Source organism: Mesorhizobium sp. M0016 (genome assembly GCF_040324035.1).
Lineage (GTDB): Bacteria > Pseudomonadota > Alphaproteobacteria > Rhizobiales > Rhizobiaceae > Mesorhizobium.
Genome location: NZ_JAMYVM010000026.1, coordinates 55,261 through 80,828 on the forward strand (window position 1 = coordinate 55,261; position 25,568 = coordinate 80,828).

24 protein-coding genes and 1 pseudogene are annotated in these 25,568 nt (G+C 63.3%); 12 read left to right on the top strand and 13 right to left on the bottom strand.

Going from position 1 to position 25,568, the window contains the following annotated elements:
* Positions 1-25: 25 nt before the first annotated feature.
* Positions 26-223 carry a hypothetical protein gene (locus NKJ88_RS27630; protein ID WP_023668260.1) on the bottom strand — a complete coding sequence of 66 codons (198 nt, stop codon included), beginning with the start codon at positions 221-223 and terminating at the stop codon, positions 26-28.
* Between the two features lie 177 nt (positions 224-400).
* Between NKJ88_RS27630 and NKJ88_RS27635 the strand changes: the two genes are divergently transcribed.
* The 3 genes and pseudogenes from NKJ88_RS27635 to NKJ88_RS27645 all read left to right on the top strand — a co-directional run.
* Positions 401-4,360, top strand: coding sequence for a hydantoinase B/oxoprolinase family protein (locus NKJ88_RS27635; RefSeq protein ID WP_352446330.1), 3,960 nt, complete (start codon positions 401-403; stop codon positions 4,358-4,360).
* A gap of 31 nt (positions 4,361-4,391) precedes the next feature.
* A complete protein-coding gene (locus NKJ88_RS27640) occupies positions 4,392-5,690 on the top strand; it encodes a BtaA family protein (protein WP_352446331.1) in 1,299 nt (432 codons plus the stop codon).
* Positions 5,687-6,343 (top strand): annotated as a pseudogene (locus tag NKJ88_RS27645) (class I SAM-dependent methyltransferase); the annotation flags it as partial. The gene NKJ88_RS27640 and the pseudogene NKJ88_RS27645, both read left to right, overlap by 4 nt.
* A gap of 123 nt (positions 6,344-6,466) precedes the next feature.
* Here NKJ88_RS27645 and NKJ88_RS27650 read toward each other — a convergent pair.
* Positions 6,467-7,846, bottom strand: coding sequence for a serine hydrolase domain-containing protein (locus NKJ88_RS27650; protein ID WP_352446332.1), 1,380 nt, complete (start codon positions 7,844-7,846; stop codon positions 6,467-6,469).
* Between the two features lie 283 nt (positions 7,847-8,129).
* On the opposite strand from NKJ88_RS27650, the gene NKJ88_RS27655 reads away from it, so the two are divergent.
* A complete protein-coding gene (locus NKJ88_RS27655; protein ID WP_023682151.1) occupies positions 8,130-8,927 on the top strand; it encodes a glycoside hydrolase family 25 protein in 798 nt (265 codons plus the stop codon).
* A 32-nt stretch (positions 8,928-8,959) separates the two neighbouring features.
* Positions 8,960-10,189 carry a lytic murein transglycosylase gene (locus NKJ88_RS27660; protein ID WP_352446333.1) on the top strand — a complete coding sequence of 410 codons (1,230 nt, stop codon included), beginning with the start codon at positions 8,960-8,962 and terminating at the stop codon, positions 10,187-10,189.
* A gap of 25 nt (positions 10,190-10,214) precedes the next feature.
* Here the strand turns inward: NKJ88_RS27660 and NKJ88_RS27665 are convergent, their stop codons facing one another.
* Positions 10,215-11,114 (bottom strand): LysR family transcriptional regulator, encoded by a 900-nt coding sequence (locus NKJ88_RS27665; protein WP_023682153.1) that lies wholly within the window; start codon positions 11,112-11,114, stop codon positions 10,215-10,217.
* 131 nt (positions 11,115-11,245) lie between these two features.
* On the opposite strand from NKJ88_RS27665, the gene NKJ88_RS27670 reads away from it, so the two are divergent.
* Positions 11,246-11,977, top strand: a complete 732-nt coding sequence (locus NKJ88_RS27670) for an SDR family oxidoreductase (RefSeq protein ID WP_023682154.1) — start codon at positions 11,246-11,248, stop codon at positions 11,975-11,977.
* Here the strand turns inward: NKJ88_RS27670 and NKJ88_RS27675 are convergent.
* On the bottom strand, positions 11,974-13,194 hold the full coding sequence (locus tag NKJ88_RS27675; protein ID WP_023668250.1) for an alanine racemase: 1,221 nt from the start codon (positions 13,192-13,194) through the stop codon (positions 11,974-11,976). The genes NKJ88_RS27670 and NKJ88_RS27675 overlap by 4 nt on opposite strands.
* 210 nt (positions 13,195-13,404) lie before the next feature.
* Between NKJ88_RS27675 and NKJ88_RS27680 the strand changes: the two genes are divergently transcribed.
* Positions 13,405-14,322 (top strand): DMT family transporter, encoded by a 918-nt coding sequence (locus tag NKJ88_RS27680; RefSeq protein ID WP_023699616.1) that lies wholly within the window; start codon positions 13,405-13,407, stop codon positions 14,320-14,322.
* A 448-nt stretch (positions 14,323-14,770) separates the two neighbouring features.
* Here the strand turns inward: NKJ88_RS27680 and metF are convergent, their stop codons facing one another.
* Positions 14,771-15,688, bottom strand: coding sequence for a methylenetetrahydrofolate reductase [NAD(P)H] (gene metF, locus NKJ88_RS27685; RefSeq protein ID WP_023690856.1), 918 nt, complete (start codon positions 15,686-15,688; stop codon positions 14,771-14,773).
* Complete coding sequence (locus NKJ88_RS27690; protein ID WP_023682157.1) at positions 15,688-16,710, bottom strand: ArsR/SmtB family transcription factor; 1,023 nt, start codon at positions 16,708-16,710, stop codon at positions 15,688-15,690. Before NKJ88_RS27690 ends, metF begins: the two co-directional genes overlap by 1 nt.
* A gap of 167 nt (positions 16,711-16,877) precedes the next feature.
* On the opposite strand from NKJ88_RS27690, the gene tsaA reads away from it, so the two are divergent.
* Both tsaA and NKJ88_RS27700 read left to right on the top strand, forming a co-directional pair.
* A complete protein-coding gene (gene tsaA, locus NKJ88_RS27695) occupies positions 16,878-17,384 on the top strand; it encodes a tRNA (N6-threonylcarbamoyladenosine(37)-N6)-methyltransferase TrmO (RefSeq protein ID WP_023699618.1) in 507 nt (168 codons plus the stop codon).
* Positions 17,381-17,695: a DUF2293 domain-containing protein gene (locus NKJ88_RS27700; protein WP_023668245.1), complete on the top strand. Its 315-nt coding sequence runs from the start codon at positions 17,381-17,383 to the stop codon at positions 17,693-17,695. Before tsaA ends, NKJ88_RS27700 begins: the two co-directional genes overlap by 4 nt.
* 6 nt (positions 17,696-17,701) lie before the next feature.
* Here NKJ88_RS27700 and NKJ88_RS27705 read toward each other — a convergent pair whose 3' ends face one another.
* Positions 17,702-18,208 carry a hypothetical protein gene (locus NKJ88_RS27705; RefSeq protein WP_023699619.1) on the bottom strand — a complete coding sequence of 169 codons (507 nt, stop codon included), beginning with the start codon at positions 18,206-18,208 and terminating at the stop codon, positions 17,702-17,704.
* 151 nt (positions 18,209-18,359) lie between these two features.
* Here NKJ88_RS27705 and NKJ88_RS27710 point away from each other — a divergent pair, with 151 nt between their 5' ends.
* The gene (locus NKJ88_RS27710; RefSeq protein WP_352446334.1) at positions 18,360-19,322 is read left to right on the top strand and encodes a D-amino acid aminotransferase; all 963 of its coding nucleotides are present in this window, start codon (positions 18,360-18,362) and stop codon (positions 19,320-19,322) included.
* A gap of 145 nt (positions 19,323-19,467) precedes the next feature.
* Entirely contained in the window at positions 19,468-20,310 is an 843-nt protein-coding gene (locus NKJ88_RS27715; RefSeq protein WP_352446335.1) for an SDR family oxidoreductase, read from the top strand.
* A 59-nt stretch (positions 20,311-20,369) separates the two neighbouring features.
* Here the strand turns inward: NKJ88_RS27715 and NKJ88_RS27720 are convergent, their stop codons facing one another.
* The gene (locus NKJ88_RS27720; RefSeq protein WP_023830781.1) at positions 20,370-20,987 is read right to left on the bottom strand and encodes an MOSC domain-containing protein; all 618 of its coding nucleotides are present in this window, start codon (positions 20,985-20,987) and stop codon (positions 20,370-20,372) included.
* Positions 20,988-21,056: 69 nt separating this feature from the next.
* Between NKJ88_RS27720 and NKJ88_RS27725 the strand changes: the two genes are divergently transcribed.
* Entirely contained in the window at positions 21,057-21,206 is a 150-nt protein-coding gene (locus NKJ88_RS27725; RefSeq protein WP_023705569.1) for a hypothetical protein, read from the top strand.
* On the opposite strand, the gene NKJ88_RS27730 is transcribed toward NKJ88_RS27725, so the two are convergent.
* The 5 genes from NKJ88_RS27730 to ettA all read right to left on the bottom strand — a co-directional run bounded on the left by NKJ88_RS27730 (position 21,207) and on the right by ettA (position 25,468).
* A complete protein-coding gene (locus NKJ88_RS27730) occupies positions 21,207-22,328 on the bottom strand; it encodes a beta-ketoacyl-ACP synthase III (protein ID WP_023690850.1) in 1,122 nt (373 codons plus the stop codon).
* Between the two features lie 131 nt (positions 22,329-22,459).
* Positions 22,460-23,248: a trans-aconitate 2-methyltransferase gene (gene tam, locus NKJ88_RS27735; RefSeq protein ID WP_023830782.1), complete on the bottom strand. Its 789-nt coding sequence runs from the start codon at positions 23,246-23,248 to the stop codon at positions 22,460-22,462.
* The gene (locus NKJ88_RS27740) at positions 23,245-23,511 is read right to left on the bottom strand and encodes a type II toxin-antitoxin system RelE family toxin (RefSeq protein WP_023668237.1); all 267 of its coding nucleotides are present in this window, start codon (positions 23,509-23,511) and stop codon (positions 23,245-23,247) included. Before NKJ88_RS27740 ends, tam begins: the two co-directional genes overlap by 4 nt.
* Complete coding sequence (locus NKJ88_RS27745) at positions 23,508-23,768, bottom strand: DUF6290 family protein (RefSeq protein ID WP_031194871.1); 261 nt, start codon at positions 23,766-23,768, stop codon at positions 23,508-23,510. The genes NKJ88_RS27740 and NKJ88_RS27745 overlap by 4 nt, the downstream gene beginning before the upstream one ends.
* Positions 23,769-23,818: 50 nt before the next feature.
* Positions 23,819-25,468 (bottom strand): energy-dependent translational throttle protein EttA, encoded by a 1,650-nt coding sequence (ettA, locus tag NKJ88_RS27750; protein WP_023688009.1) that lies wholly within the window; start codon positions 25,466-25,468, stop codon positions 23,819-23,821.
* Between the last annotated feature and the right edge of the window lie 100 nt (positions 25,469-25,568).

The following is a 25,568-nucleotide window of genomic DNA, read 5'->3' on the forward strand; positions in this document are numbered from 1 at the left end:
CACGTCAAAGTGACCGAGACTGCTGCTACTGCGCGGGGGCAGGAGCAGGTGTTGCCGGAGCCGGTTCTGCAGGCTTCGGTGCATCCGGCGTCGCCGGCTTCATGGGCTCGGCGGCTGGCGGATTGGTGCTCTGGGTGGTGGTGTTATCCGTACCGCTGTCGCTGCAGGCGGCAACGCCGAACAGGGCCAGGGCGGAAACGGAAGCAAGAATCAGCTTTTTCATGACATCTCTCCTTCAACACACGCTCACGTTGCGGTGAACGGTCGAAGGCAAAATGCATCAAACGGTCATGAGTTTCGTAACGTTGCGTTTCCTGATGTAACATCCGCGCACTACCGATTGCGGGCCGGGCGATGCCGAACTAACAGTCTGGACCCAAATGCAATGCCGGAGTTCTGCGTGGACAAGAAATGGGATTTTTGGATCGACCGCGGCGGCACCTTCACCGACGTGATCGGACGTGATCCGCAAGGCGGTTTGCATCCCAGGAAATTCCTGTCGGAAAATCCCGAAGCCTATCCCGATGCGGCCCTGGCCGGCATCCGCGAGCTTTTGGGGCTGAAATCCGGCACCGCTATTCCTCCGGGCCTGGTCGGTGACGTCAAGATGGGTACCACCGTTGCCACGAATGCGCTGCTGGAGCGCAAGGGCGACCGTGTGCTTTTGCTCATCACCAAGGGCTTTCGCGATGCGCTGAAGATCGCCTATCAGGCCCGGCCGGACATCTTCGCCAAGGAGATCATCCTTCCGGAACAGCTCTACGAGCGGGTCATCGAGATCGACGAACGCGTGCGCGCCAATGGCGAGGTCGAGCGCTTGCTCGACATCGCCGCCTGCCGCCCCGCCATCGAACAGGCGAAGGCTGACGGCATCGATGCGGTGGCCATCGTCTTCATGCATGCCTGGAAATATCCCGACCACGAGAAGGCGGTGGCGAAAGTCTGCCGCAAGATCGGGTTCAGCCAAGTCTCGGTCAGCCATGAGGTCTCGCCGCTGATCAAGCTGGTCGGCCGCGGCGACACCACCGTGGTCGATGCTTATCTGTCGCCGATCCTGTCGCGCTATGTGCAAAGGGTGGCGGGAGAACTGGGCGCGATGCCAATCTCCCCACTTGTGGAGGGTGAGGAGCGGTCGGCCAAAGGCCGAGAAAAAGCCGACGATTTGGCTTTTTCAGCGACGAACGCCCGGAGCCATAGCGAAGGGCAGTCGGCAAAGCCGACAGAGGGGGTTCTCTCAGGAGGCACCACCAAAGCGTCGAGCACTGCCGCGGCGACCCCACCCGGCGGCTCCGCCGCCACCCTCCCCTCGAGGGGGAGGGAAAACCCTCGCCTGATGTTCATGATGTCGTCGGGCGGGCTCACCGCCGCCGACATGTTTCAGGGCAAGGACGCGCTGCTGTCCGGCCCGGCCGGCGGTGTCGTCGGCATGGTCGAAACGGCGAAACTCGCCGGTTTCGAGAAAGTCATCGGCTTCGACATGGGCGGCACCTCCACCGATGTCGCCCATTTTGACGGCGAGTATGAGCGCGCTTTCGACACCGAGGTTGCCGGCGTGCGCATCCGTGCGCCGATGATGCGCATCCATACCGTCGCTGCCGGCGGCGGCTCGATCCTGCATTACGAAGCCGGCCGCTTCCGCGCCGGGCCGGATTCCGCCGGCGCCAATCCCGGCCCCGCCGCCTACCGGCGCGGCGGCCCGCTTGCCGTCACCGACGCCAATGTCATGCTGGGCAAGCTGCAGCCCGATTTCTTCCCGGCGATTTTCGGACCCGGCCAGGACCAGCCGCTGGACGTCGCCGCCGTGCGTAAAAAATTCGCTGCGCTCGCCGCCGAAATCGGCGACGGCCGCACGCCGGAAGCCGTCGCCGAAGGCTTCGTTACCATCGCGGTGGAAAACATGGCCAATGCCATCAAGAAGATCTCCGTGCAGCGCGGCTACGACGTCACCGAATATCTCTTGAACTGTTTTGGCGGCGCCGGCGGCCAGCATGCCTGCCTGGTTGCCGACGCGCTCGGCATGGAGGCGGTACTGATCCACCCCTTTTCCGGTCTGCTCTCAGCCTATGGTATCGGGCTGTCGTCGGTTTTCGCGTCGCGCCAGCAGGCACTCCTGAAGCCGCTTGCCGAAGAATCCAGGACCGAGATCGCCAGCCTCATCGGCACGTTGAAAAAAGCCGTCATCGCCGAATTGGCAGCGCAAGGCATTGCGCAGGACAAGGTTGCCGCAAAGCCGGTGCTGCACATCCGCTATGACGGCACCGACACCACGCTGCCGGTGAATTTTGAGCAGGACTCGATCTTCCAGGCCAGGCGCGATTTCGAGATCGCCCACAAGGCGCAGTTCGGTTTCGTCTATGACGACAAGCCGATGATCGTCGAGACGCTCAGTGTCGAAGGCAGCGAAATCGCCGAGACCAGGGCCGAGGCCGTTGCGCCGGCCGGACCGGCACGGGTTGAAGCCGGCGCTTCCGGAACGCGGCGCATCTACACCGAGGGCCGGTGGCACGAAGCCGGCATCCATCGTCGCGAAAATCTGCGCCCATCCAACCTGGTCGCAGGCCCCGCTTTGATCATCGAGCCGAACCAGACCATCGTCGTCGAGCCGGGCTGGCGGGCCGAAATCACCAACCTCAATCACGTCGTCATCCGCCGCACCGAACGGAAAGTTCGCACGGCTGCCCTCGGTACCGAAGCCGATCCGGTGATGCTGGAGGTCTTCAACAACCTCTTCATGTCGATCGCCGAACAGATGGGCGTTACGCTGCAGAACACCGCCTATTCCGTCAACATCAAGGAAAGGCTGGATTTCTCCTGCGCCGTCTTCGACCGCCACGGCGCGCTGGTCGCCAACGCGCCGCACATGCCGGTGCATCTCGGCTCAATGGACCGCTCGGTCGAAACCATCATCCGGCTGAACTCCGGCGACATCCACCCCGGCGACGTCTTTGCGCTGAACGCACCTTACAATGGCGGCACGCATCTGCCCGACATCACCGTGGTGACGCCGGTCTTTTCCCTCCCCCTCGAGGGGAGGGTGGCCGCGCAGCGGCCGGGTGGGGTCCTCTCAGAAGGCACCGCAAGGGCGTCGAGCACTGCCGCAGCGACCCCCTCCGGCGGCTCCGCCGCCACCTCCCCTTCAAGGGGGGAGGAAATCCTGTTCTGGGCGGCCTCACGCGGCCATCATGCCGACATTGGCGGCACGGCACCTGGCTCGATGACACCACTTGCCACCACGGTCGACGAGGAAGGCGTGCTGTTCGACAATTTCCGCGTCGTCGATCGCGGAAAATTCCGCGAGGCGGAGCTGCAAACGCTGCTCACCGACCACCCCTACCCCGCCCGCAACCCGCACCAGAACATCGCCGACCTAAAGGCGCAGATCGCCGCCAATGAAAAGGGCGTGGCGGAACTGCGCAAAATGGTCTCCCATTTCGGCCTCGATGTCGTCGAGGCCTATATGGGCCATGTCCAGGACAATGCCGCCGAAAGCGTGCGCCGCGTGCTGGAAAGGCTGCCTGACAGCTCGCAGTATGAATACCCGACCGACACCGGCCAGGTGATCAAGGTGAAGATCACGGTCGACCGGCAAAAGAGCGAAGCGACCGTCGACTTCACCGGCACCTCGCCTGTCATGAAGAACAATTTCAACGCGCCCGAGCCCGTCGCCCGCGCCGCCGTGCTCTATGCCTTCCGCGTCATGGTCGAGGACATGATCCCGATGAATGCCGGGTGCCTCAGGCCCATCAACATCATCATCCCCGACGGCTCGATGCTGAAGCCGGCCTACCCCGCAGCAGTCGTCGCCGGCAATGTCGAGACCTCGCAGCATGTCACCAACGCGCTGTTCGGAGCCATGGGCGCCATGGCCAATGCGCAAGGCACGATGAACAACCTGACCTTCGGCAACAAGCAGTACCAGTATTACGAGACGATCTGCTCCGGTTCGCCGGCCGGACAGATGAACTCCGGCCGCGGCTTTGCCGGCACATCCGGCGTCCACACCCACATGACCAATTCGCGCCTGACCGACCCGGAGGTGCTGGAATTGCGCTTTCCCGTGCTGCTCGAGGATTTTCACATTCGCGAAGGCTCCGGCGGCAAAGGCAAATGGGATGCCGGTGACGGCACCAGGCGGACGATCCGTTTCCTCGAAAAGATGGAATGCGCCATCCTGTCCTCGCACCGCAACCGCCCGCCGCAAGGCCTTGATGGCGGCGGTGACGGCGAGGTCGGCTCGACCAAGGTCCGCCGCCAGGACGGCAGCGTCGAGACGCTGAAGGCCTGCGACCAGACCGTGCTCGACGCCGGCGACGCCGTCATCCTGACGACGCCGACGCCGGGCGGGTTTGGCAAGGCCTGAACTCGCGTCAACAGGCTGTCACCCGCCTGTCATGCCCCTGAGTTACCCGCTTGCGGCAAAGCAAATGGGGAATCACTTTGCCATGACGGACGTCTCCTCGGATCTCGTTTTTCGCCGCGGCAAGGAAGTTGGAAAAGCCGTCTACCAGAACCGCCCGCTTTCGCAGGCCGGCCTTTCCGAACGACTGTTTGCGCTGCTGTTTTCCGGCCTTGTCTATCCGCAGATCTGGGAAGACCCTGAAGTCGACATGGAGGCCATGCAGCTTGGCCAGGGCCACCGCCTCGTCACCATAGCGTCGGGCGGCTGCAACATCCTCGCCTACCTCACCCGCTCGCCTGAACGCGTCGATGCGGTCGACCTCAACGCCGCCCACATCGCCTTGAACCGGATGAAGCTGGAGGCGGTGCGGCATCTGCCCTCGCAGGGCGATCTGTTCCGTTTCTTCGGCGCCGCCGACACCAACCACAATTCGCAAGCCTATGACCGCTTCATCGCGCCGCATCTCGACCCGGTCAGCCGCCACTATTGGGAGCGTCGCAGCTGGCGCGGCCGCCGGCGCATCACCGTCTTCGACCGCAATTTCTACCAGACCGGCCTGCTCGGCCTGTTCATCGCCATGGGCCACCGCATCGCCAAATTCTTCGGCGTCGATCCCGCCGGTATCATGGCGTCGAAGAGCCTCGCCGACCAGCGCCGCTTCTTCAACGAAGAGCTGGCGCCGGTCTTCGACAAGAAGCTGTTGCGCTGGGCTACCTCGCGCAAGGCTTCGCTGTTCGGCCTCGGCATTCCGCCGGCGCAGTACGATTCGCTGATCACCTCGGGCGATGGTTCGATGGCCAGCGTGCTGAAGGCCCGGCTGGAAAAGCTCGCTTGCGATTTTCCGCTGAAGAACAACTACTTCGCTTGGCAAGCCTTCGCCCGTCGCTATCCCAATCCGGGTGAGGCCGCCCTGCCCGCCTATCTAGAAGAGGCCAACTACAAGGCGATCCGCAACAATGTCGATCGCGTCGGCATCCACCACGCCAATCTGATCGAATTTCTGGCCGGCAAGGACGCAGGCACCGTCGACCGTTTCGTCCTGCTCGACGCGCAGGACTGGATGACGGACGACCAGCTCAATGCCCTTTGGTCGGAGATCACCCGCACCGCCTCGGTCGGCGCCCGAGTCATCTTCCGTACCGCCGCCGAGCCCAGCCTGCTGCCGGGCCGCGTCTCGATCTCGCTGCTCGACCAGTGGACCTACGAGGACGAGGCCTCGCGCGACTGTTCGGCCCGCGACCGCTCTGCGATTTATGGCGGCTTCCACCTCTATGTGAAGCGCGCGGCATGAGCGCGAGCGGGCTGCCGGCCGATCATGCCGAACTGATGGACGGCGTCTACCGCTGGCAGCGCCACATCTACGACCTGACCCGCAAATACTATCTGCTTGGCCGCGACCAGATGATAGTCGGGCTGGATGTGCCGGCGAATGGCAGAGTGCTCGAACTTGGCTGCGGCACCGGCCGCAACATCGCGCTTGTAGCCCGCCGCTATCCCGACGCCCGCCTCTACGGCCTCGACATCTCGGCCGAGATGCTGGAGACGGCGAGCAAGGCGATCGGCCGCGACGGCCTGTCCGGCCGCGCCGTGCTGGCGCGCGGCGACGCCACCGATTTCGACGCCAAGACGCTGTTCGGCGTCGAGCGCTTCGACCGCATCTTCGTGTCCTATTCGCTGTCGATGATCCCCGGTTGGGAAAAGACGGTTTCGGCAGCCCTTGCGGCACTCGCGCCCGGCGGCTCGCTGCATGTCGTCGATTTCGGCCAGCAGGAAGGCTTGCCCAACTGGTTCCGGACATTGCTGCGCGGCTGGCTCAAGAAATTCCATGTCACGCCGCGTGAATCATTGCGCGAAGTCTTGGAATCGGAGTCTCGGCGAACCGGCGCAAGCTTCCGTTTCCGTACGCTTTATCGCGGCTATGCCTGGCTGGCGGTCGTCAAGATCGCGCACTCTTACCTCCCCTCGATGGGGGAGGTCGCGCCGAAGGCGCGGGTGGGGGTGAAGTGCCAGGCACCCTGCCCCGGCGCTACGCGCCGACCCTCCCCATCAAGGGGAGGGTAAAGGGAGCTAGCGCAGTGCCTTCATCAGCGCGCCGACCATCACCTGCGGCCGGTAGCCGAGCTTGGCCGGCGTCAACCCCAGCCGCACCACCACCAGTCGCTCCGACCGGATGATGGCGACCGTCTGGCCGTCATGGCCCTCCATCCAGTAGGTATCGTTGGGCAGGCCGGCGGCGACGCCGGCGCCGGGATTTCCTTCGTCCCCCGGGGCTTCGATCCAAAGTTGCCCCTTGCCGTAGACTTTCGAGGCCGGTGCCGGTTCGCACATCCAGTCGACGAAACCGGCCGGCAGGATCTGGTTGCCGTTCCAGACGCCGCCCTGCAGCAGGAATTGGCCGAACCGCGCCCAGTCATGCCCCGTGGCATAGAGGTAGGATGAGCCGACAAAGGTACCCTCCTCGTCGGTTTCGAGCACCGCGCTTTGCATGCCGAGCGGCCCGAACAGCGCTGCCCTTGGCCACATCAGCGCCTTGTCCTTGTCGCCGATAGCATCCTGCCACAGCCGCGACAGCATCACCGCCGTGCCGCTCGAATAGGAAAAGACCTTGCCGACGTCGCCGGTCAGCGGCTTGGCCTCGGCGAAGCCCGCCATATCCGGTTCGAGGTAGAGCATGCGCGTCACATCGGCAACGTCGCCATAATCCTCGTTGAACTCGAGTCCGCTCGACATCGCCATCATATCGGCAAGGCTGATGGCGGCGCGGCCGTCCGCCTTCCATGAGCCGAACAGGCCCTGATTGGTCACCGCCATCTTGCCGTCCTTGACCAGCGTGCCGACGAGCGCGGCGTTGACTGTCTTGGTCATCGACCAGCCCAGCAGCGGCGTTTTCGCCGAAAAGCCGTCGCCATAACGCTCCGCAACAATGCGGCCATTTTTGACCACCACCACGGCGCGCATGCCGATGCCGGTCATCGCCGCACCGTCGAGGATCTTGTTGATTTCGGGATTTTGCGAGGCATCGACTCGATCTCCCTCGGGCCACAGATCGCCCTTGGTGGCCGCCGACGCCTCGGCAGGGATTGACGTGCGCCGTGCCTTGCCGACGTCGCCATCAGGAACCGAGGCGCAACCCAGGCCGGCGCGCGCAACAGCAACGCTCTTGCCGAGGAAGCCAAGCAGCCCGGCCGAGACGGTCCCCCTGTTCTTGTCGACCGACACCTTCATCAGCCTGAGAAGCGGATGGCCGGGCGCCTGCACGTCGATGGCAAGCACCTCATTGGGATCACGGCCGGCGATAAAAACATTCGAGCAGACAATCTTGGCGGAATAGCCGGAACCGACGCGGATCAGTTCGGGCGGCGCGACGTAGAGCCAGGTAAACAGGGCGGCTATGGCCAACACGACCAGGCCGAGCAGCCATTTGATGATCTTCACGGCGATCCGCATCTTTCCGTCCCTGCTTTTCCGCTGCCCGTGGCTTGCGGCCCGATTTATGTCATCGATTTGCCGCCATTGCTTCCGCAAAATCGGTGTTCTTGTCGAGCGCCGTCAACCTGTTATCAACCATGATCGGCGATCACTGGTGCATGTCGCCCAAAAGTGCGCAGCGGTTTTGGAACAACGACATGCACGAAAATAGCGTATCAGGCGATGCTGTGGGGCGATCGCCTGAGGGGCACCTGCAACGACAACCCAACAGCGACCGGCTGATTCCGGCTCGGGAAATGCGATGCGCCGTTTCGCGGCCCTCATCACGTTGACGCTGCTGGCCGCCTGCTCGACCGCCGGCGATCTCGTGCCCTCGATGTCGCCATCCAGCAGCCCGACGGTTGCCGTGCGCGCACCGCGTTTCGAAGACTCCAAGCCGCATGAATGGGATAGCGGCGCGCCTTGGAACTATGCCGTTCACGGCACCGACGTCTCCAAATACCAGACCTCGGTCGACTGGCCGACGGCCAAGGCCAGCGGCATCTCCTTCGCCTTCATCAAGGCGACCGAGGGCGGCGACCGTTTCGACGAGTATTTCAACGAGCATTGGTCGCGCACCAAGGCCAATGGCATTCCGCGCGCGGCCTACCATTTCTTCTATTTCTGCACGCCTGCCGCCACCCAGGCGCGCTGGTTCATCCAGAACGTGCCCGTCGACCGCTCGGCCATGCCGCCGGTGCTCGACATGGAGTGGAACCCGCAATCGCCGACCTGCCGGCTGCGCCCGGATTCAGCGACGGTGCGGGCCGAAATGACCACCTTTCTCGAGATGATCGAGCGGCACTATGGCAAGAAGCCGATCATCTACACCTCGGTCGACTTCTTCGACGATAACGACCTTGCGACCTTCCGCGGCTATCCCTACTGGCTGCGCTCGGTGGCCGGCCACCCCCGCCAGAAGTACGGCAGCCACCCTTTCACCTTCTGGCAATACACCGGAACCGGTATCGTGCCCGGCATGAACGGCAAGTCCGATATCAACGTCTTCAACGGCACTGAGGCAGCCTGGAAAAAGTGGCTGCGGCAGAACACCCGTTGACACCGGCTCTACCGCCTGCTTTTCGACGTCCCATGCGCACCTACCTGCAGCCACTGGGACATTTACGCCGGAAACAGTCGAAGAGCCGCCTGCGCTCCGGGCTGCTCGCGGCCCTGCTGCTCGGCGCTACGGCGATGCCGGCGGCGGCGCAGGAATGCGGCGGCGACTTCGAAACCTGGAAGCAAGGCGTGGCGGCCGAAGCCAAGGCAGCCGGTGTCGGCGCTGTCGGCCTTAACGCGCTGGAGGCCGCCACCATCGACGACAAGGTGCTCGCGCGTGACCGCGCCCAGGGCGTCTTCGCCCAGACCTTCATTCAGTTCTCCAACCGCATGATCTCGGCCTACCGGCTGAAGCAGGGCGCGGCCAATCTGAAGAAATACGCCGAAATCTTTGCGCGCGCCGACCAGCAGTTCGGTGTCCAGGCGCCGATCATCACCGCCTTCTGGGGGCTGGAGACCGATTTCGGCGCCGTACAGGGCGATTTCCACACGCTGAGCGCCTTGGTGACGCTGTCGCATGACTGCCGCCGCCCGCAGCTGTTTCGGCCGCAACTGCTGCCGCTGTTGACGCTGATCGATCGCGGCGTCGTTCCGGCCGACGTCACCGGCGCCTGGGCCGGCGAGATCGGCCAGACGCAGATCCTGCCTTCCGACTATCTCGCGCGCGGCGTCGACGGCGACGGCGACGGCATCGTCGACCTCAGGCGCAGCGTACCCGACGTGATCATGACCACGGCCAACAAGGTGCTGTCGCGCGGCTGGAAACGCGACCAGCCGTGGATCGAGGAAGTGCGCGTGCCCGAGGACATGCCCTGGGAGCAGACCGGCCGCACCAACAAGCTGCCGCTGTCTCAATGGGCCGCGTGGGGCGTCACCAATCCCGATGGCACGCCGCTGATCGACAATGGCCTGAAGGCCGGCCTGGCGCTGCCGATGGGCCGCAAAGGTCCGGCCTTCCTCGCCTACGACAATTTCGACGTCTATCTCGAATGGAACCAGTCCTTCACCTACGCGCTGACCGCCGCCAACTTCGCCAGCCGCCTGGCCGGGGCAAAGCAGTTCGACCCGCGCAATCCCGAAACCGGGCTCAATGGCGACCAGATGAAGGAATTGCAGACCAAGCTCGAAGCCAGGGGCTATGACGTCGGCACCGTCGACGGCATTCTGGGCACCAACACCCGCGAAGCCATCCGCAAGGAACAGATGCGGCTCGGCATGCCGGTCGACGGCTGGCCGACGCCGGAGCTTTTGGGGAAACTGTGAGTAGAATCTGCCCAAGCTGGGTTCCTTATTCCCTACTCCTTGCCCGGACGAAGTCGATAAATGCCCGCAAAGCCGGGGGGACGTGCCTCGAACTCGGGTGATACAGGAAGAAGCCTGGAAAGCTGGGCGACCAGGGCTCTAGAAATCTCATCAGCCTGCCCGCATTGATCCAGGACTGGACCTGATAGTCGATCATGTAGGCAACGCCTGCTCCACCCAGCGCCGCGTTCAGCATCAGCTCGGTGTCGTTAACAGTCAGGCTGCCCTCGACGGCGATTTCCAGAGACCGTTTGCCGCGCGCGAACTCCCATCGATAGAGGTTGCCGCCACCAGGCCACTGGAATGTTATGCATTGGTGCTGATGCAACTCCTGCGGATGGCGCGGTATGGCCCGATTTTCGAGATAGACGGGAGCGGCCACCGCCGCCATCTGCAAATCCCCGCTCAGTTTCACTGCCACCATGTCCTTCTCCAGCCGCTCGCCAAGCCTGATTCCGGCATCGAACCGTCCTCGAACAATGTCGGTCAGCGTATCGTCGACGATGACGGTCAGCGCGATATCAGGATAGGCGCGTTGGAAGTCGCCAAGGATCGGGCCGATGAACCGCACCGCGGCAACACGCGGCACGTTTATTCGTAGCGAACCCGCCGGCCGATCACGCGCGGCTTGAATGTCCGCTACGGCGCCCTCCAGCTCTTCGAACGCAACGGCAAGGCGCGCAAACAGCGTCTCGCCGGCACCAGTGGGTGAAACACTACGCGTCGTGCGATTCAGCAACCTGATGCCGATGCGAGCCTCCAGTTGCCGAATCGACTGGCTGAGCGCCGGCGGGGAAACACGCAGCCGGGCGGCGGCGCGGACGAAACTACGCTCTTCCACGATTGCGGCGAATGCCTTGAGCTCGGCGAATTCAGAACCGCGCATTGTGTATCCCTAGATTAACAAGCTAGTCAGATAATAGGCCATTATCTGATCAGTTGCATGGCCCTATTTCTCGACTAGCGGACCCGTCAGATGAAACCGGCACGGGCCTGAATGATTGAAGGAAACGTATCATGCCCAAGTCCTTGCAAGGCAAAACCGCACTCGTCACCGGCAGTTCGCGCGGCATTGGGCGAGCCATCGCCGAAGGACTCGCCTCCAAGGGCGCTGCCGTCGTCGTCAACTATGTCGGCAACCACGAAGCCGCTGACGAGGTCGTGGCCGCCATCGCCGGCAGGAGAGGAAAGGCGATCGCCGTCCAGGCCGACATATCAAGCGTCTCGGATATTCATCGCCTGTTTGACGAGGCTGAGAGTGAGTTCGGCGCGATCGACATCGTGGTTGCCAATGTCGGCGTCGCCGTCATCAAGCCTCTGACGGAGGCAACCGAAGCCGATTTCGACCATGTCTTCGGCACCAATGCCAAGGGCACCTTCTTCGTGCTTCAGGAAGCAGCGCGCCGTGTGCGAAACGGTGGCCGCATCATCGCGGTCTCCACCGGCGGCACCAAGATGTTCTTCACGCAAACGGCGCTCTATCTCGGCAGCAAGGGCGCCGTCGAACAATTCGTCCGTGTGCTCTCGCGTGAACTCGGACCGCGCGGCATCACCGTGAATGCGCTGTCGCCTGGCTTCACCGACACGGACCTGCTTCCCGAGCGCGATCGCGCCGTGGCGGCCGGCATGTCTCCATTTGGCAGGATCGGCGCGCCCCGCGACGTTGCCGATGTCGCGGTCTTCCTGGCCAGCGACGAGGCCCGCTGGCTGACCGGCGAGAATATCCAGGCCGGTGGGGGCGTCGCCTAATCCGCCATTGTCTCCAGGCTGGCGAATCCCTGCGGCGCATCGCCTTCATCGAAGGGTGTCGTCACCTCGACGAAGGTATCGGGATAAAAGCCGTTGAAGCGGGTTCTCAGCGACAGCGAATAGGCACCGATATGGCCGATCTCGATCCAGTCGCCGGTGTCGACGGTTTCCGGCAGCCAGAACGGCCGCGACAGGATGTCGACGGAATCGCAGGTCGCGCCGCAGACCTTGAACGGCACGATGTTCTTCTCCTCGCCATTGCGCGAGCGGATCGCCGGATCGGGGATGAAGCGGGCCGGCAGTGTGATCTTGCCGGTCCAAGAATCCGACAGCGACGCCCAGATGCCGTCATTGATGTAGAGCCGCTTGCCCTTGCGCAGCAGCACCCGCACGATCAGCGAGAGGCAGCGCGCCACGATCACCCGGCCGGGCTCGGCCACCAACGGGATCTGGTCGAACTGGTATTCCCTCAGGTCGCCCGACAGCCGCGACATGATCTGGCCGAGCGACGGCATCTCGATCTGCTTGCGATTGGGGTCATGGCCGTACTCGGCGGGAAAGCCGCCGCCGACATCGAGGCCCGCAATGTCGAAGGTCAGCCGGTTGCGCACCCAATCGGCGGAGGCCAGCGCCCGTTCATAGGTGTCGGGATCCTCGATCTGGCTGCCGACATGGAAGCACAGGCCGACCTTGTAGCCGGTGCGGTTGAGCCGCTCGGCGAGTTCCACCGCATAGGCCGGCCCGGCGCCGAATTTCTTCGACAGTTCATAGGCCGCCGAACCCTTGGTCTGGATTCGCACGAACACGCTGATGGAGCCCGGATCGATGTCAAGCGCCCGCACCACCCGCGTCAGCTTGGTGATCTCGTCCTCATGGTCGAGCGAAATGACCCGGATGGCGTATTTTTCCAGCGCAAGCTTGATGTCCGACTGCGCCTTGACCGGATGCATGTAGAGCATCTCGGCGTCGGGTGAGACGGCGCGCACGGCGGCGAACTCGCCGGGCGAGGCCACATCGAAGGCGGTGACGCCGGCTTCGACCAGCGCCTTGAGCACGATCTGCTCGCCATTGGTCTTGACTGCGTAGGCGGTCTTGCCGGGAAACATGCCCATGAACTGTTTGGCATCCGCCTTCAGCACCTGCGGGCGAAAGCAGTAGACCGGATCGTCCGGCCGAAGCGCCAGCGCCGCCTCGCGGGCATTCTCGAATCGCTGCATGGACGAATCCCCTGACTTCTCGGCTGCGCACAATTAATCCAAGCTAGCGGCCAAAGAAAACAATTCTGTGTCTGGCGGGCACTGACCCAGCGGCGCACCCTCTGGCAGCACTGTTGCCAGCAATCAGGTTTCGGGTGGCTCTTGTCGCCGGACCCGATATGCCTTCTGCCTGAGTGGCTGGCATTGATGCCGCGGGGAAGGACGTTCACGATGGCAATAGCCACGACAGCCGTGCAGCGCGGACCGATGACGCTGAGGGACTGGGGACAGCTTCTGCTGCTCGGCGCCATCTGGGGCGGCTCGTTCTTCTTTGCCCGCATCGCCGTTGCCGAAATGCACCCGCTGGTGCTGGTGCTGTTTCGCGTTGCCATTGCGGCCATTGCACTGCAGCTCTATCTCGGCATTCGCGGTCCGTCCTTCCGCCTCGCCTTCCCGCATGCCGGCCTGTTTTTCCTTTTGGCGCTCGCCAACAATGTCGTCCCGTTCTCGCTGATCTTTGCCGGCCAAACCGCGCTTGGCGCCGGCGTTGCCTCGGTGCTCAATGCGACGACGCCGTTCTGGACGCTGATCCTCGCCAACGCGCTGACAGCGGACGAAAAGCTCTCCTGGAACAAGCTTGCCGGCATCGGGCTCGGCATCGCCGGCACCGCTGTCATGATCGGCCCCGGCCTGCTGGCCGGGCTCGGCGGCCCGGTCTGGGCGAAATTCGCGCTGATCGGCGCCTCGCTGTCATACGCCGTCGCGCTGATGATTGCCCGCCGCTTCAAGGGCGTGCCCTCGCCGGTCATCGCCACCGGACAATTGACGGCGTCGACCATCATCATGATCCCGGTGGTGCTGCTCACCTATGGCCCGGCCGGCCTGTTCTCGGCCTCGCCGCCGGTCTGGACGGCGGTGCTGGCGCTGGCGCTGCTCTCCACCGCCTTCGCCTACATCCTCTATTTCAACCTCGTCGCCTCGGCCGGCGCCACCAACGCCTCGCTGGTCACGCTCATCGTCCCGGCCAGCGCCATCCTGCTCGGCCTCCTGTTCCTCGGCGAGCGGCTCGCTCTGTTCGAGTTCTGCGGCATGGCACTGATCGCGCTTGGCCTGTTGACGATCGACGGGCGGTTGTTTGGTCGGCGCTAATGCCTGTCGATCAAAAGTGCGCAGCGGTTTTGGGACAACGACGCGCTTTAGGTCTGGTAGCGCTGCCATGCCTCGCTTTCGCCACGGCCGCGTCACAATTTATTCACAGGCTGCCAGCGGCTTTTGCCGAAGAGTTTCAACGCTTAACGACAGGTGGCAGGTCGCAAATTCCACAATCGCGTCGCATTGCAGCATATTTTCCGCTTGCCTGTGGCACAAATGCCCCTAGACTCCACCCATAGCTCTTGAAGAGGAGACTATGACATGGGACTTACGAGGCCAATCAACGCATTGATGATCTGTGCTGCATTTGCCTTCATTGGCGCCCTTATCATAGGTGTTCTTCCGTAACCGCCGGAGCGGAAGAACAGCAGCAATAGCCCACAAATTCGAAAGGCCGGGTGTTTCGCCCGGCCTTTGCATTTCAGATTTCATACCACGATGAAGCTCAGGCGGCGGCGGATCCAGCTGCCTCTGTTTCGTGGGAGCGGATGCCGATCATATGGCAGATGGCAAACACCAGGTCGGCCCGGTTCATGGTGTAGAAATGGAAGTCGCTGACGCCGCGCTCGACGAGATCGAGCACCTGCTCGGCCGCCACGGCAGACGCCACGAGCGCATGCGTCTGCGGATCGTTGTGCAGCCCTTCGAAACGCTCGGCCAGCCATGCCGGCACCAGCGCGCCGCAGCGCGCCGAGAAATTGGCGACCTGGGTGAAATTGTGCACCGGCAGGATGCCAGGCACGATCGGGATGTAGATGCCGGCACGGCGCGCCTTCTCGACATAACGCTCGTAGAGATCGTTGTCGAAGAAGAACTGGGTGATCGCCCGCGTCGCGCCATTGTCGGCCTTGCGCTTCAGCATGTCGAAGTCGGTGGCGAAGTCGGGGCTTTCCGGATGCTTTTCGGGATAGGCCGAGACCGAGATGTCGAAATCGCCGGCGTCCTTCAGCGCTCCGACAAGTTCGGCGCCATTGGCATAGCCATCGGGATGCGGCCGGTAGGCCGTACCGACACCCGCCGCCGGATCGCCGCGCAACGCAACGAAGCGCTTCACGCCCATATCGGCGAATTCGCGGACCACGGCATCGACCTCATGGCGGGCGGCGTCGACGCAGGTCATGTGCGCCGCCGGCGTCAGCGCCGTCTCGTTCAGGATGCGCTTGACCGTGCGCGCCGTGCGCTCCCGCGTCGAGCCGCCGGCGCCATAGGTCACCGAGACGAATCTCGGCTTCAGCGGCTCCAGCCTGGTGACGGTGTCCCAGAGCCTGGCTTCCATCTCGTCGGTCTTCGGCGGGAAGAACTCGAAGGAGACGCGGACCTTGTCGCCAATGTCGGGACGGCGGGAAAAGCGGAACTGGTTCATCAGGCGATTTCCCCCATAGGGTACGCTTTGGTGGGTTGGGTGTCATTTGAAGGCTCGGCGATCAGCATGCGGCGGTCGCGGCCGAGCCACAGCTTGACGGTGAGCCTGGCTTCGTTGCCGCCGCGCGGCTCGAATTCCTGGGCATCCTCGAGATCGAGCCCGGCATCGGCAAACCATTCGGAGATCTGGCGGTCGGAAAAGCCCAGCCTGACATGCGCATGCTGGTCGCGCAGGAATTCCAGAGCATGCGGCGCGAAATCGACGATCACCAGCCGGCCCGACGGGCGCAGCAGCCTTGCCGCCTCGCGGATGGCGCGGGCGGGATCGTCCAGATAGTGCAGCACCTGATGAATGGTGACGAGGTCGAAGGCGTCGCGCTCGACCGGCGGCGCGAAAATGTCGCCTTGGCGGACCTGGGCATTGGCGATGCCTGCCTTGTCGAGATTGGCCCGCGCCACCGTCAGCATTTCGCGCGACATGTCGATGCCGACACCGCGCCGGTAGAGCGGCGAAAATATCTCCAGCAGCCGCCCGGTACCGGTGCCGAGGTCTAGCATCGACTGGAATGGCCGCTTGCCGACCAGCTTGAGGAGTGCGGCTTCCACCGCGCGGTCCGGCACATGCAGCGAGCGGATGTGATCCCAACTGGCGGCGTTCTCGGAGAAATACTCGGCGGCACGGTCCTGGCGCTTGCGCTTGACCGATGCCAACCGCTCGAGATCGCGCTCGACCTGTGGATCGGCGCCGCGAATGCCAGAGACCAGCCCCATGACGAAGTCGCGCGCGGAATCCGTATCCGACAGCCGGAAGAAGGCCCACGAGCCCTCCTGGTAGCGGCCGATCAACCCGGCCTCCAGCAGCAGCTTCAAATGCCGCGACACCCGCGGTTGCGACTGGCTGAGGATCTCGGTGAGGTCGGACACGGTGAGATCGCCGCGCGACAGCAGCGCCAGGATGCGGAGCCGGCTCGATTCGGCCGCAGCCTTCAACGTATCAACCATCGTATCGAGCGAAACATGCATCGGCGCGTTCTCGTTGAAAAAGATATAAACATATGTTTATGTCAGCTTTGACGACATGGCAAGGCCTATGTCGCTTCCTGACAAGAAAATGCCGCACACATGATCCCCGCCTGAGAGAACCGCTTTTCCCTGACGATCAGCTGGAAACTTGTGCTAGGGCGAAAGCCATGTTCGAGAAGCGCGACGGCGAAAAGCTCCTGCAGACTGACCCGGCTGACATGCCGGCGGATGGCCATATCGTGTTTATCGGCCGCATCGCCTCGCCATGGACCACGCGCGAAAGCTGCCCGAAGAACATGCGCGCCGCCCGCGAGACAGGACAGGCGGCCACCGTTCTCATCGACCCACCCTATCGCGACGGCCTGCTTGCGCTGGAGCGGGCCAGCCACATCGTCCTCCTGTCCTGGCTGCATCACGCGCCGCGGGCACTGATTGTCCAGAGACCCCGCCATGCGGCTGAGCCGAAAGGCGTTTTCTCGCTGCGCTCCCCTGCCCGGCCGAACCCAGTCGGGCTGCATATCGCCAGGCTGATGGCCGTCGACATCGACAACGGCCGCATCGACATCGACGCCATCGATGTGTTCGACGGCACCCCGGTGATCGACATCAAGCCCTATTTCGCCTCGACCGACGCCTTTCCCGAGGCGACCATTGCCGGGCGTGACGAAAAATGAGCGCGCCCACCGGCCGCCGCCGCGCCATCGCCAAGGCGCTGACCGCACTGCTGCCCCTGGCGCCCTATGCCGATATGGAGAAAATCCGCACCGAGGCCGGCGCCGTGCACATGAAGACGCTGCCGCCGGGCATCGCGGTCTGGCTGGCGACGATCGCCCATATCAGGCACGGCCATACCGACTATGAAAAGCTGCTGGCCGAGGGCTATGACCGCGACTCGGCGCGGTTCTTCGTCATCGAGCAAACAAACATGGTGCTGACCCGTTGGCGCGCCACGCGCCTGCTCGATGCAGAGGACGAAGAGGAATAACTTCAGCTACCGTCGCTTCAATACGGCAACCGCATTGTAGGGCTGGCCGTCGGCCTGGCCAACCCAGGTCCAGGACAGGTTCCCTTTGAAAAATCGGACGGTGATGCCGCCACCGTCGATGCACTTGTCCTGGCCGTAGCTGATGTTTTCCCGGTATTCCGCCGAACTGTCGTCGCGAGAAATCTCGGTCAACGATCCGCCGCAGCCGAGCGACGGATAGTCGATCGACGCGGCGCCATCGCCGATTGTCATTGCGATCGCCCAATCGGCACCGGCAGCCCCGGCCGGACTTTGATGACCGCTGCCGGTCCAGACGCCGTTGAGCCCCGCCGCGTTGACCACGCAAGGCACGTTCTGAAAGATCGGCGTCAGCTCGCTGCCCGTCTTCTCGCAACGATAGGTCTGGCCGTTCTGGCACAGCGCCTCGCCCTCGCGAGCGCATTGCGCGAAGGCATGGCCAGTGACGAAGACGAGGAAAATTGCAAAGCTGATGGTCCGAAAAGATCTGCCCATTTTGCCCCTCCCGGCCGGATATTTTCAAGCCGGACCATAGGGCATATCGAATGTGCTACCTAGGACAAACAGCGATGGTTGGGTGGCCCTATGCCGCCTGCAGGGGACCACTAGCTTGACTCTGCCGCATCAAGCCGAAGGACCAATCGCCATGAACCGAAGCGCAGCAGCCGGTAGCATTGTGCCATTGCCGGCTTTGTCGGATCGCCATATCGATCCGCATTCCTATCCCGACGGCATCGCCTTTCTCGATGGTCAGTATCTGCCGATGTCGCAGGCCAAAATCTCGGTGCTGGATTGGGGGTTTCTGCATTCCGACGCCACCTACGACACCGTGCATGTCTGGGACGGCAGCTTCTTCCGCCTCGACCTGCATCTCGACCGCTTCTTCGCCGGCTTGCAAAAACTGCGCATGACGATCCCGTCCGACCGCGATGGCGTGGCCGAGATTCTGCACAATTGCGTGGCGCTGTCGGGCCATCAAGCCGCCTATGTCGAAATGCTGTGCACACGCGGCGCCTCGCCGACCTTCAGCCGCGATCCGCGCCAGGCGGTCAACCGCTTCATGGCCTTCGCAGTTCCCTTCGGCTCGGTCGCCAATGCCGAGCAGTTGCGGCGCGGCCTGCATGTCGCCATTAGCGACAAGGTGCGCATTCCGCCGGTCTCGATCGATCCGGCGATCAAGAACTACCACTGGCTCGACCTCGTGCGCGGCCTCTACGACGCTTATGACCGTGGGGCCGAAACCGCATTGATTCTCGACTTCAACGGCAATGTCGCCGAAGGCCCCGGCTTCAACGTGTTCTGCGTCAAGGACGGCAGGCTGTCGACGCCAGCCGCCGGCGTGCTGCCCGGCATCACCAGGCGCACCGTCTTCGACCTCTGCGCCGAGGCAGGCCTTGTCGCCGCTCCAGTCGATGTCAGCGTCACCGCGCTGAAGGGAGCCGACGAAGTCTTCATCACCTCCACCGCCGGCGGCATCATGCCTGTGACGGTGATCGACGGCGCTGCTGTCGCCGACGGCAAGATAGGCGCGATCACAAAGCGCTTGATGGCGCTCTACTGGCAAAAGCATGACGACCCGGCCTGGTCAAGCCCGGTGCGCTATCCCTGACCGGCGAAGATCCTGCTCCACACGATGTCGTGACCAAAAAGATTCCCCCTCGCCTCTGGAAAATCGCTCGACACACCGTATATCGCGGAAGCGGAGAAGCCTCCGCTTCCCAGTTCACGGCCCGCATGGGCAAGGATTCCACGTCATGACAAGCAAGGTTTGGTTCATCACCGGATCATCGAAAGGCTTTGGCCGAGTCTGGGCCGAGGCCGCACTCGCCCGCGGCGACCGTGTCGCCGCAACCGCGCGCGATGCCGGCACGCTCGCCGATCTCGTCGCGAAATACGGCGATAATGTCGCCGCCATCAAGCTCGACGTCACCGACAAGAAGGCCGTCGATGCGGCCATCGCCGAGGCGCACAAGCGCTTTGGCCGGCTCGACGTCGTCATCAACAATGCCGGCTATGGCCATTTCGGCGCCATCGAGGAAGTCAGCGAACAGGAAGCCCGCGACCAGATCGAAACCAATGTGTTCGGCGCGCTCTGGGTCACCCAGGCGGCTTTGCCGATCATGCGGGCGCAGGGCTCCGGCCATATCATCCAGATCTCGTCGATCGGCGGCGTCAACGCCTTCGCCTCGCTCGGCCTTTACCATGCCTCGAAATGGGCGCTCGAAGCCTTCAGCCAGTCGCTCAGCATCGAGGTCGCCGAATTCGGCATCCATGTGACGCTTGTCGAACCGGGAGGCTTCTCCACCGATTGGTCCGGCGCCTCGGCCAAGGTCTCCAAAGCGATCGAGGCTTACGCGCCGGCCCGCGCCAAGATGGCGGAACGCTGCGCCAACTCGGTCGCCGGGGACCCCGATGCCACCGGACCGGCGATGCTTGAAATCGTCGACGCGGCCGAGCCGCCGCTGCGCGTCTTCTTCGGCGATGGCGGCCTGCCGATGATCAAGCAGGAATACGCCAACCGCATCGCGCTGTGGGAAAAGTGGGACTACGTTTCCGTCGAGGCGCAGGGCGCCAAGAAGAACCGCAAGGCGGCCTGAGCGCGTCTTGAAATCCGGCTGCGTCGCCCCGGCGGCGCAGCCCTTGCCCTAGCCCGGTGCTAGGATCGATAAATCCACTGCTCGGGCACGCGCACCGAGATCTCTTCCCCTGTTGTCATACGACCCGGTTTCTCGACCCAGGCAACGAGGCCGCGCAGCCGTTTCGCCGCCTTCGGGAAGGCCAGCGCGCCGGCCTCCGGATCGGCCATCCCGGCGTTTTCGGCAATCGAACGTCCGGCAAGCCGGCAAGGTCCGTTCTGCGCATCAACCTTGATCGTCACGCCACCTCTGAAGAACAGCAGCGTGCCTGACGGCAGCATCGAGAGATGCGGCACGCCTTCGATCAGCAGATTGGCGCCGATCCATTCCGGCTTGATCTCGGTCAGCCCCATCCGCTCGGCAACGACGCCGAGTTCATTCGCTGCTACGATTGATATCTGCCGCTCGTTGCGGATTTCGGTGCCGCGCGGATACCAGGGTTCGCGACCGCCGGAACGACGGGTGGCGCCGGCGTGGAAGTCGCCGTCGATGCCTTCGAAACCGAGCTGCAATGCTTCCACCGGGCGCGTCTGGAACTGATTCGAAGGTGCGACGTACAAAGCGGCCACTTTGGCGGACAGCTTCCTGGCGGGGATGATGTCGACCGGCTTCTCAGACTCCGGGAAGAGGTCCAGCATGGCTTCGTTCCTTCTGCAGGATGACGTCGCAAATAGCCGTAGCCGTGGGCTCGGGTCCAGTCGAAAGCGATGATGATTCGATCAAACCGGCTGATAGCGTCCATCGGCATCGTCATGAAGGCAAGGCTGGAGGAACGCTTTCTGCGCGGAGAACTCGGCAACGCCTATGACGACTATGCCCGCCGCGTGCCGATGCTGGTGCCGTTCATGCCGGCCTGATTACAGCATCCGCAAAAGCGCGCCGCCGATCGAATAGCCGGCGCCGAAGGCGCACAGCACGCCGAAATCGCCGGGCTTCATGTCGGCGTGGTTTTCCGACAGCGCGATGATGGCGCCAGCGCCGGCGGTGTTGCCGAGCCGCTCCAGCACCATCGGCGCGCGGTCATGGTCGACCTCGTGGCCGAAGGCCAGTTTCAGGATCATGGCGTTCATTCGCGCATTGGCCTGATGCAGCCAGAATCGCCTGATGGCTTGCGGCGTCAGCCCGTGCTCGGCGAGGAATTCGACAATGAATTTGTGGCCGGCGACGGTGACTTCCTTGAACACCTTGTTGCCGACCTGTTTGATCAGATTGCCTTCGAGGTTGATCATGTAAGGATCGTCCTGGGCGGTGCGGGTGTGATAGCCCAGATTGGTGCGGATATTGTTCGACATCTGGGTCCAGGTGCGCGTGTCCAGCACCTCGAAACGCCCCGGCCGCCTCTCGCCCTCGCCCAGCCCCTCGACCACCATCGCCACCGATGCATCGCCGAAGATGAAATGCGTCTGCCGGTCGCGGAAATTGAGATGGCCGGTGATGATCTCCGGCGTGACCACCAGCACGCGCTTGTGCGCGCCCGCCCGCACCAGATTGGCCGCAATGTGCAAGGCGGCCGCGGCCGATGAACAACCAAGCCCCATGTCGAAGCCGGCGCCCTTGGTGCCCAGCGCCTCCTGCATTTCGATGGCGATCGCCGGATAGGGCCGCTGCTGGTGCGAGGCCGAGCAGATCACCAGGTCGATGTCGGAGGCTTTCAGCCCGGCATGGTCGAGCGCCTTCCGGGCCGCGGCCACGCCGAATTCGGCCTGCAGCGACAGTGCATCGTCCGGTCGCGCCGGGATGCGCGGCGCCATGCGAGTCGGATCGAGAATGCCTTCGCGCTCGATCACATGCCGGGTCTGGACGCCCGAGGCATGGACGATGAAGGCGCTGTCGGATTTCTGCAGCAGCGTCTCATCCGTGCCTTGCCGGCGCGCATTCTCCGTGTCGACCCAGGCATTGAAACTGGCGACCAGTTCTTCATTGGTGATCTTGGCTTCAGGGATTTCAACGCCAATGCCGCTGATGATGACGCGATGCATATCCAGTCCGTCCATGCGCAGGCGTTGTCGTTCTCATGTGAACGACCAGGGGGCGCGACACAACACTTTTCTCACCCCACCGGTTTACGCCGGCTTAAACCACAGGCTGTGGCCGGATGTCATCGGGAGTGCTAGCCGGCCCGCTTGGCGACGATGAAAATGCGCGGGAAGCGCAGCAGCACCTTGCCGTTTGCGGTCTTCGGATAGGCCTTGGCGATCTTGGCCGTGTAGCTGTCGAGGAAGATCTTGCGCTCGTCGGCGTCGAGCGGATCGAGGAAAGGTTTCAGCCCCGTCGACTTCACCCATTCGACGATCGCCTCGGCGTCGGTCAGCGGATGATTGTAGGCTGTATGCCAGATATCCACCCGGTCGGAGAGCGGCGACAAGAGATCATAATAGAACGACACCGCCGGCAGCGGTCCGCGCGCAGCACCTGCCATCTTGGCGGCGAACGGCATTTCGGCGGCCGTCTCGCGCATCACCTGATGCGACGGCTCAAGCAGATTGTCGGGCATCTGGACGGCGAGCGCGCCACCGGGGGCGAGAAAGCCCATCAGCCGCTGGAACACTACCGGGTGGGTGGGCAGCCACTGGAATACCGCGTTGGCGAAGATGACGTTGACCGGCTCGGCCGGTCGCCATGTCGAGACATCGGCGAGGTCGAAATTGACGCTGGGCAGGCGCGCCTTCGCCTTCTCGATCATGTCGGGAGAGGTGTCGAAGCCGCTGATATCAGCATCCGGCCAGCGCTCGACCAGCAGCTCGGTCGAATTACCCGGGCCGCAGCCGATGTCGACCACCCGGCGCGGGAAATCCACCGGCACCTGCGCAACAAGATCGCGCGCGGGCCGCGTCCGCTCATCCTCGAATTTCAGATATTGGGCGGCGGACCAGTCAGGTTTTGCGGCTGTGCTGTTCATCGATAAACCTCACGACGGTTGCCAACCTCCACGACCAGCACGACAAGCCGGCTGTCCTGGAACTGAGTAATGATCCTGTGGTCACCGACACGAAACCGCCAAGCTTCTTCCTTTGTGCCCGTCAGGCGCTTGGCAAGGGCTCTCGGATTGGGATGCGCTGAAACTCTCTGATTCAGGAACTCCAGGATGCGCCGTTGATCTTTCGTCGAAAGCCGTTCGATGTCTTTCTCGGCGCGCGGCGTGAACTCGACACGCCAGGTCATTCAGCGGCAGGCTTCTTGCGACGCTCCTCGGCTTCACGACGTTCGAGCTTCCGGATCACTTCATCCAGCGGAATGCGCACACCGTCATCATCTCTCAGGCGTTCGTCCGCAATTGCGGCGTCGTGCCAATCTTCGATGGCCTCGAGGATCGCTTCGGCTGCAACCTGGTCGGCGGTGCGACCGCTGGCCTTGGCCATTTCGGCCAGCAGTTTCTCGGCTTTTTGCGGCAGTTTGACTGTGATCATGGACGACTCCATCCGATCAATTTAGGTCAAACGCACACCGCCTGCAACGGATCGCCGCAGCCCTACCGCGTCAGCCTCTTGTACGTCATCCTGTGCGGGTTGACGGCCTCGGGGCCGAGCCGGCGGATCTTGTCCTGCTCATAATCCTCGAAATTGCCCTCGAACCATTCGACATGACTGTCACCTTCAAAGGCCAGGATGTGGGTGGCCAGACGGTCGAGGAACATACGATCGTGCGAGATGATGACGGCGCAGCCGCCAAAGTTTTCCAGCGCGTCTTCGAGCGCCGCCAGCGTTTCCGTGTCAAGGTCGTTGGTCGGTTCGTCGAGCAGCAGCACATTGCCGCCGGTCTTCAGCATCTTTGCCAAATGCACGCGATTGCGCTGGCCGCCGGAGAGGTTGCCGACCTTCTGCTGCTGGTCCCCACCACGGAAGTTGAACGACGCGCAATAGGCGCGCGTGTTGGCCTCGAACTTGCCGAGCTTGACCACTTCTGCGCCGCCGGAAATCTCCTCCCACACCGTCTTTGACGGATCGAGCGCATCGCGGCTCTGGTCGACATAGCCGAGCTTCACCGTTTCGCCGATGCGGACAGAGCCGGCATCCGGCGTTTCCTGGCCGGTGATCATGCGGAACAGCGTCGTCTTGCCGGCGCCGTTCGGCCCGATAACGCCAACGATGCCGCCCGGCGGCAGTTTGAACTCCAGACCCTCGATCAACAGCGTGTCGCCAAAGCCCTTCGACAAGCCTTCCGCCTCGATCACCACATTGCCGAGCCGCTCGCCATGCGGAATGACGATCTGCGTATCGCTCGGACGCCGCTTGTCGGCTGCATCCAGCAGGTCCTGGAACGCCTGGATACGCGCCTTGGACTTGGTCTGGCGGGCTTTCGGGCTGGACTGGATCCACTCGCGCTCGCGGCCGATAGCGCGCTGGCGGGCGTCGTCCTCGCGACCTTCCTGCTTGAGGCGCTTGGCCTTGGCTTCGAGGTATTTGGTGTAGTTGCCCTCATAGGGAATGCCGCGGCCGCGATCGAGCTCGAGGATCCATCCCGTGACATTGTCGAGGAAGTAGCGATCGTGGGTGATGATCATCACGGCGCCCGGATAGGCGCGCAGATGCTTTTCGAGCCACGCCGTGGTTTCGGCGTCGAGATGGTTGGTCGGTTCGTCGAGCAGCAAGAGGTCGGGCTGACGCAGCAGCAACTGGCAGAGCGCGACGCGGCGGCGCTCACCGCCCGAAAGCTTGGTGACTTCGGAATCCTTGGGCGGGCAGCCCAGCGCTTCCATCGCCATCTCGACCTGCTGTTCGAGATCCCACAAATTGAGCCGGTCCATCTCGTCCTGGAGCTTGGCGGACTCATCGGCCGTCTCGTCGGAGTAGTTCATCATCAATTCGTTGTAGCGCTCGATGATGGCGGTCTTGGCGGCGACACCTTCCATGATGTTCTCGAACACCGTCTTGTTGGCATCGAGCGCCGGCTCCTGCGCGAGATAGCCGACGGTGGCGCCTTCGGCGAGCCAAGCTTCGCCGTTCCACTCCTTGTCGAGCCCGGCCATGATCTTGAGGATCGTCGACTTGCCCGAGCCGTTGGGGCCGAGGATGCCGATCTTGGCGTCGGGATAGAAGGAGAGATGGACATTCTCAAGCACCTTCTTGGTGCCATAGGCCTTGTTGAGGCCGGCCATGTGATAGATGAACTGGCGTGCCACGCGCGCTTTCCTTGATGATTGACCGAAAATGTCGGATTGAATGGAGGTTGGCCGCTATGTAGGCGATGCCGGGCCGAACGGCAATCGCTTTTGCCATTTC

Bases quoted from the DNA above. Each gene is read 5' to 3' on its own strand.
- NKJ88_RS27720 (WP_023830781.1), bottom strand. From the start codon at position 20,987: ATGCTGGACCTCTTCCCGGAGTCTGAGAAGCCGGTCGACATCATCCCC.
- NKJ88_RS27725 (WP_023705569.1), top strand. From the start codon at position 21,057: ATGATGATTCGATCAAACCGGCTGATAGCGTCCATCGGCATCGTCATG.
- NKJ88_RS27715 (WP_352446335.1), top strand. From the start codon at position 19,468: ATGACAAGCAAGGTTTGGTTCATCACCGGATCATCGAAAGGCTTTGGC.
- NKJ88_RS27640 (WP_352446331.1), top strand. From the start codon at position 4,392: ATGCCCCTGAGTTACCCGCTTGCGGCAAAGCAAATGGGGAATCACTTT.
- NKJ88_RS27670 (WP_023682154.1), top strand. From the start codon at position 11,246: ATGCCCAAGTCCTTGCAAGGCAAAACCGCACTCGTCACCGGCAGTTCG.
- NKJ88_RS27730 (WP_023690850.1), bottom strand. From the start codon at position 22,328: ATGCATCGCGTCATCATCAGCGGCATTGGCGTTGAAATCCCTGAAGCC.
- NKJ88_RS27630 (WP_023668260.1), bottom strand. From the start codon at position 223: ATGAAAAAGCTGATTCTTGCTTCCGTTTCCGCCCTGGCCCTGTTCGGC.
- NKJ88_RS27660 (WP_352446333.1), top strand. From the start codon at position 8,960: ATGCGCACCTACCTGCAGCCACTGGGACATTTACGCCGGAAACAGTCG.
- NKJ88_RS27655 (WP_023682151.1), top strand. From the start codon at position 8,130: ATGCGCCGTTTCGCGGCCCTCATCACGTTGACGCTGCTGGCCGCCTGC.
- NKJ88_RS27650 (WP_352446332.1), bottom strand. From the start codon at position 7,846: ATGCGGATCGCCGTGAAGATCATCAAATGGCTGCTCGGCCTGGTCGTG.
- NKJ88_RS27680 (WP_023699616.1), top strand. From the start codon at position 13,405: ATGGCAATAGCCACGACAGCCGTGCAGCGCGGACCGATGACGCTGAGG.
- NKJ88_RS27740 (WP_023668237.1), bottom strand. From the start codon at position 23,511: ATGACCTGGCGTGTCGAGTTCACGCCGCGCGCCGAGAAAGACATCGAA.
- NKJ88_RS27710 (WP_352446334.1), top strand. From the start codon at position 18,360: ATGAACCGAAGCGCAGCAGCCGGTAGCATTGTGCCATTGCCGGCTTTG.
- NKJ88_RS27700 (WP_023668245.1), top strand. From the start codon at position 17,381: ATGAGCGCGCCCACCGGCCGCCGCCGCGCCATCGCCAAGGCGCTGACC.
- NKJ88_RS27690 (WP_023682157.1), bottom strand. From the start codon at position 16,710: ATGCATGTTTCGCTCGATACGATGGTTGATACGTTGAAGGCTGCGGCC.
- metF (WP_023690856.1), bottom strand. From the start codon at position 15,688: ATGAACCAGTTCCGCTTTTCCCGCCGTCCCGACATTGGCGACAAGGTC.
- NKJ88_RS27665 (WP_023682153.1), bottom strand. From the start codon at position 11,114: ATGCGCGGTTCTGAATTCGCCGAGCTCAAGGCATTCGCCGCAATCGTG.
- NKJ88_RS27675 (WP_023668250.1), bottom strand. From the start codon at position 13,194: ATGCAGCGATTCGAGAATGCCCGCGAGGCGGCGCTGGCGCTTCGGCCG.
- tsaA (WP_023699618.1), top strand. From the start codon at position 16,878: ATGTTCGAGAAGCGCGACGGCGAAAAGCTCCTGCAGACTGACCCGGCT.
- NKJ88_RS27705 (WP_023699619.1), bottom strand. From the start codon at position 18,208: ATGGGCAGATCTTTTCGGACCATCAGCTTTGCAATTTTCCTCGTCTTC.
- NKJ88_RS27745 (WP_031194871.1), bottom strand. From the start codon at position 23,768: ATGGAGTCGTCCATGATCACAGTCAAACTGCCGCAAAAAGCCGAGAAA.
- tam (WP_023830782.1), bottom strand. From the start codon at position 23,248: ATGAACAGCACAGCCGCAAAACCTGACTGGTCCGCCGCCCAATATCTG.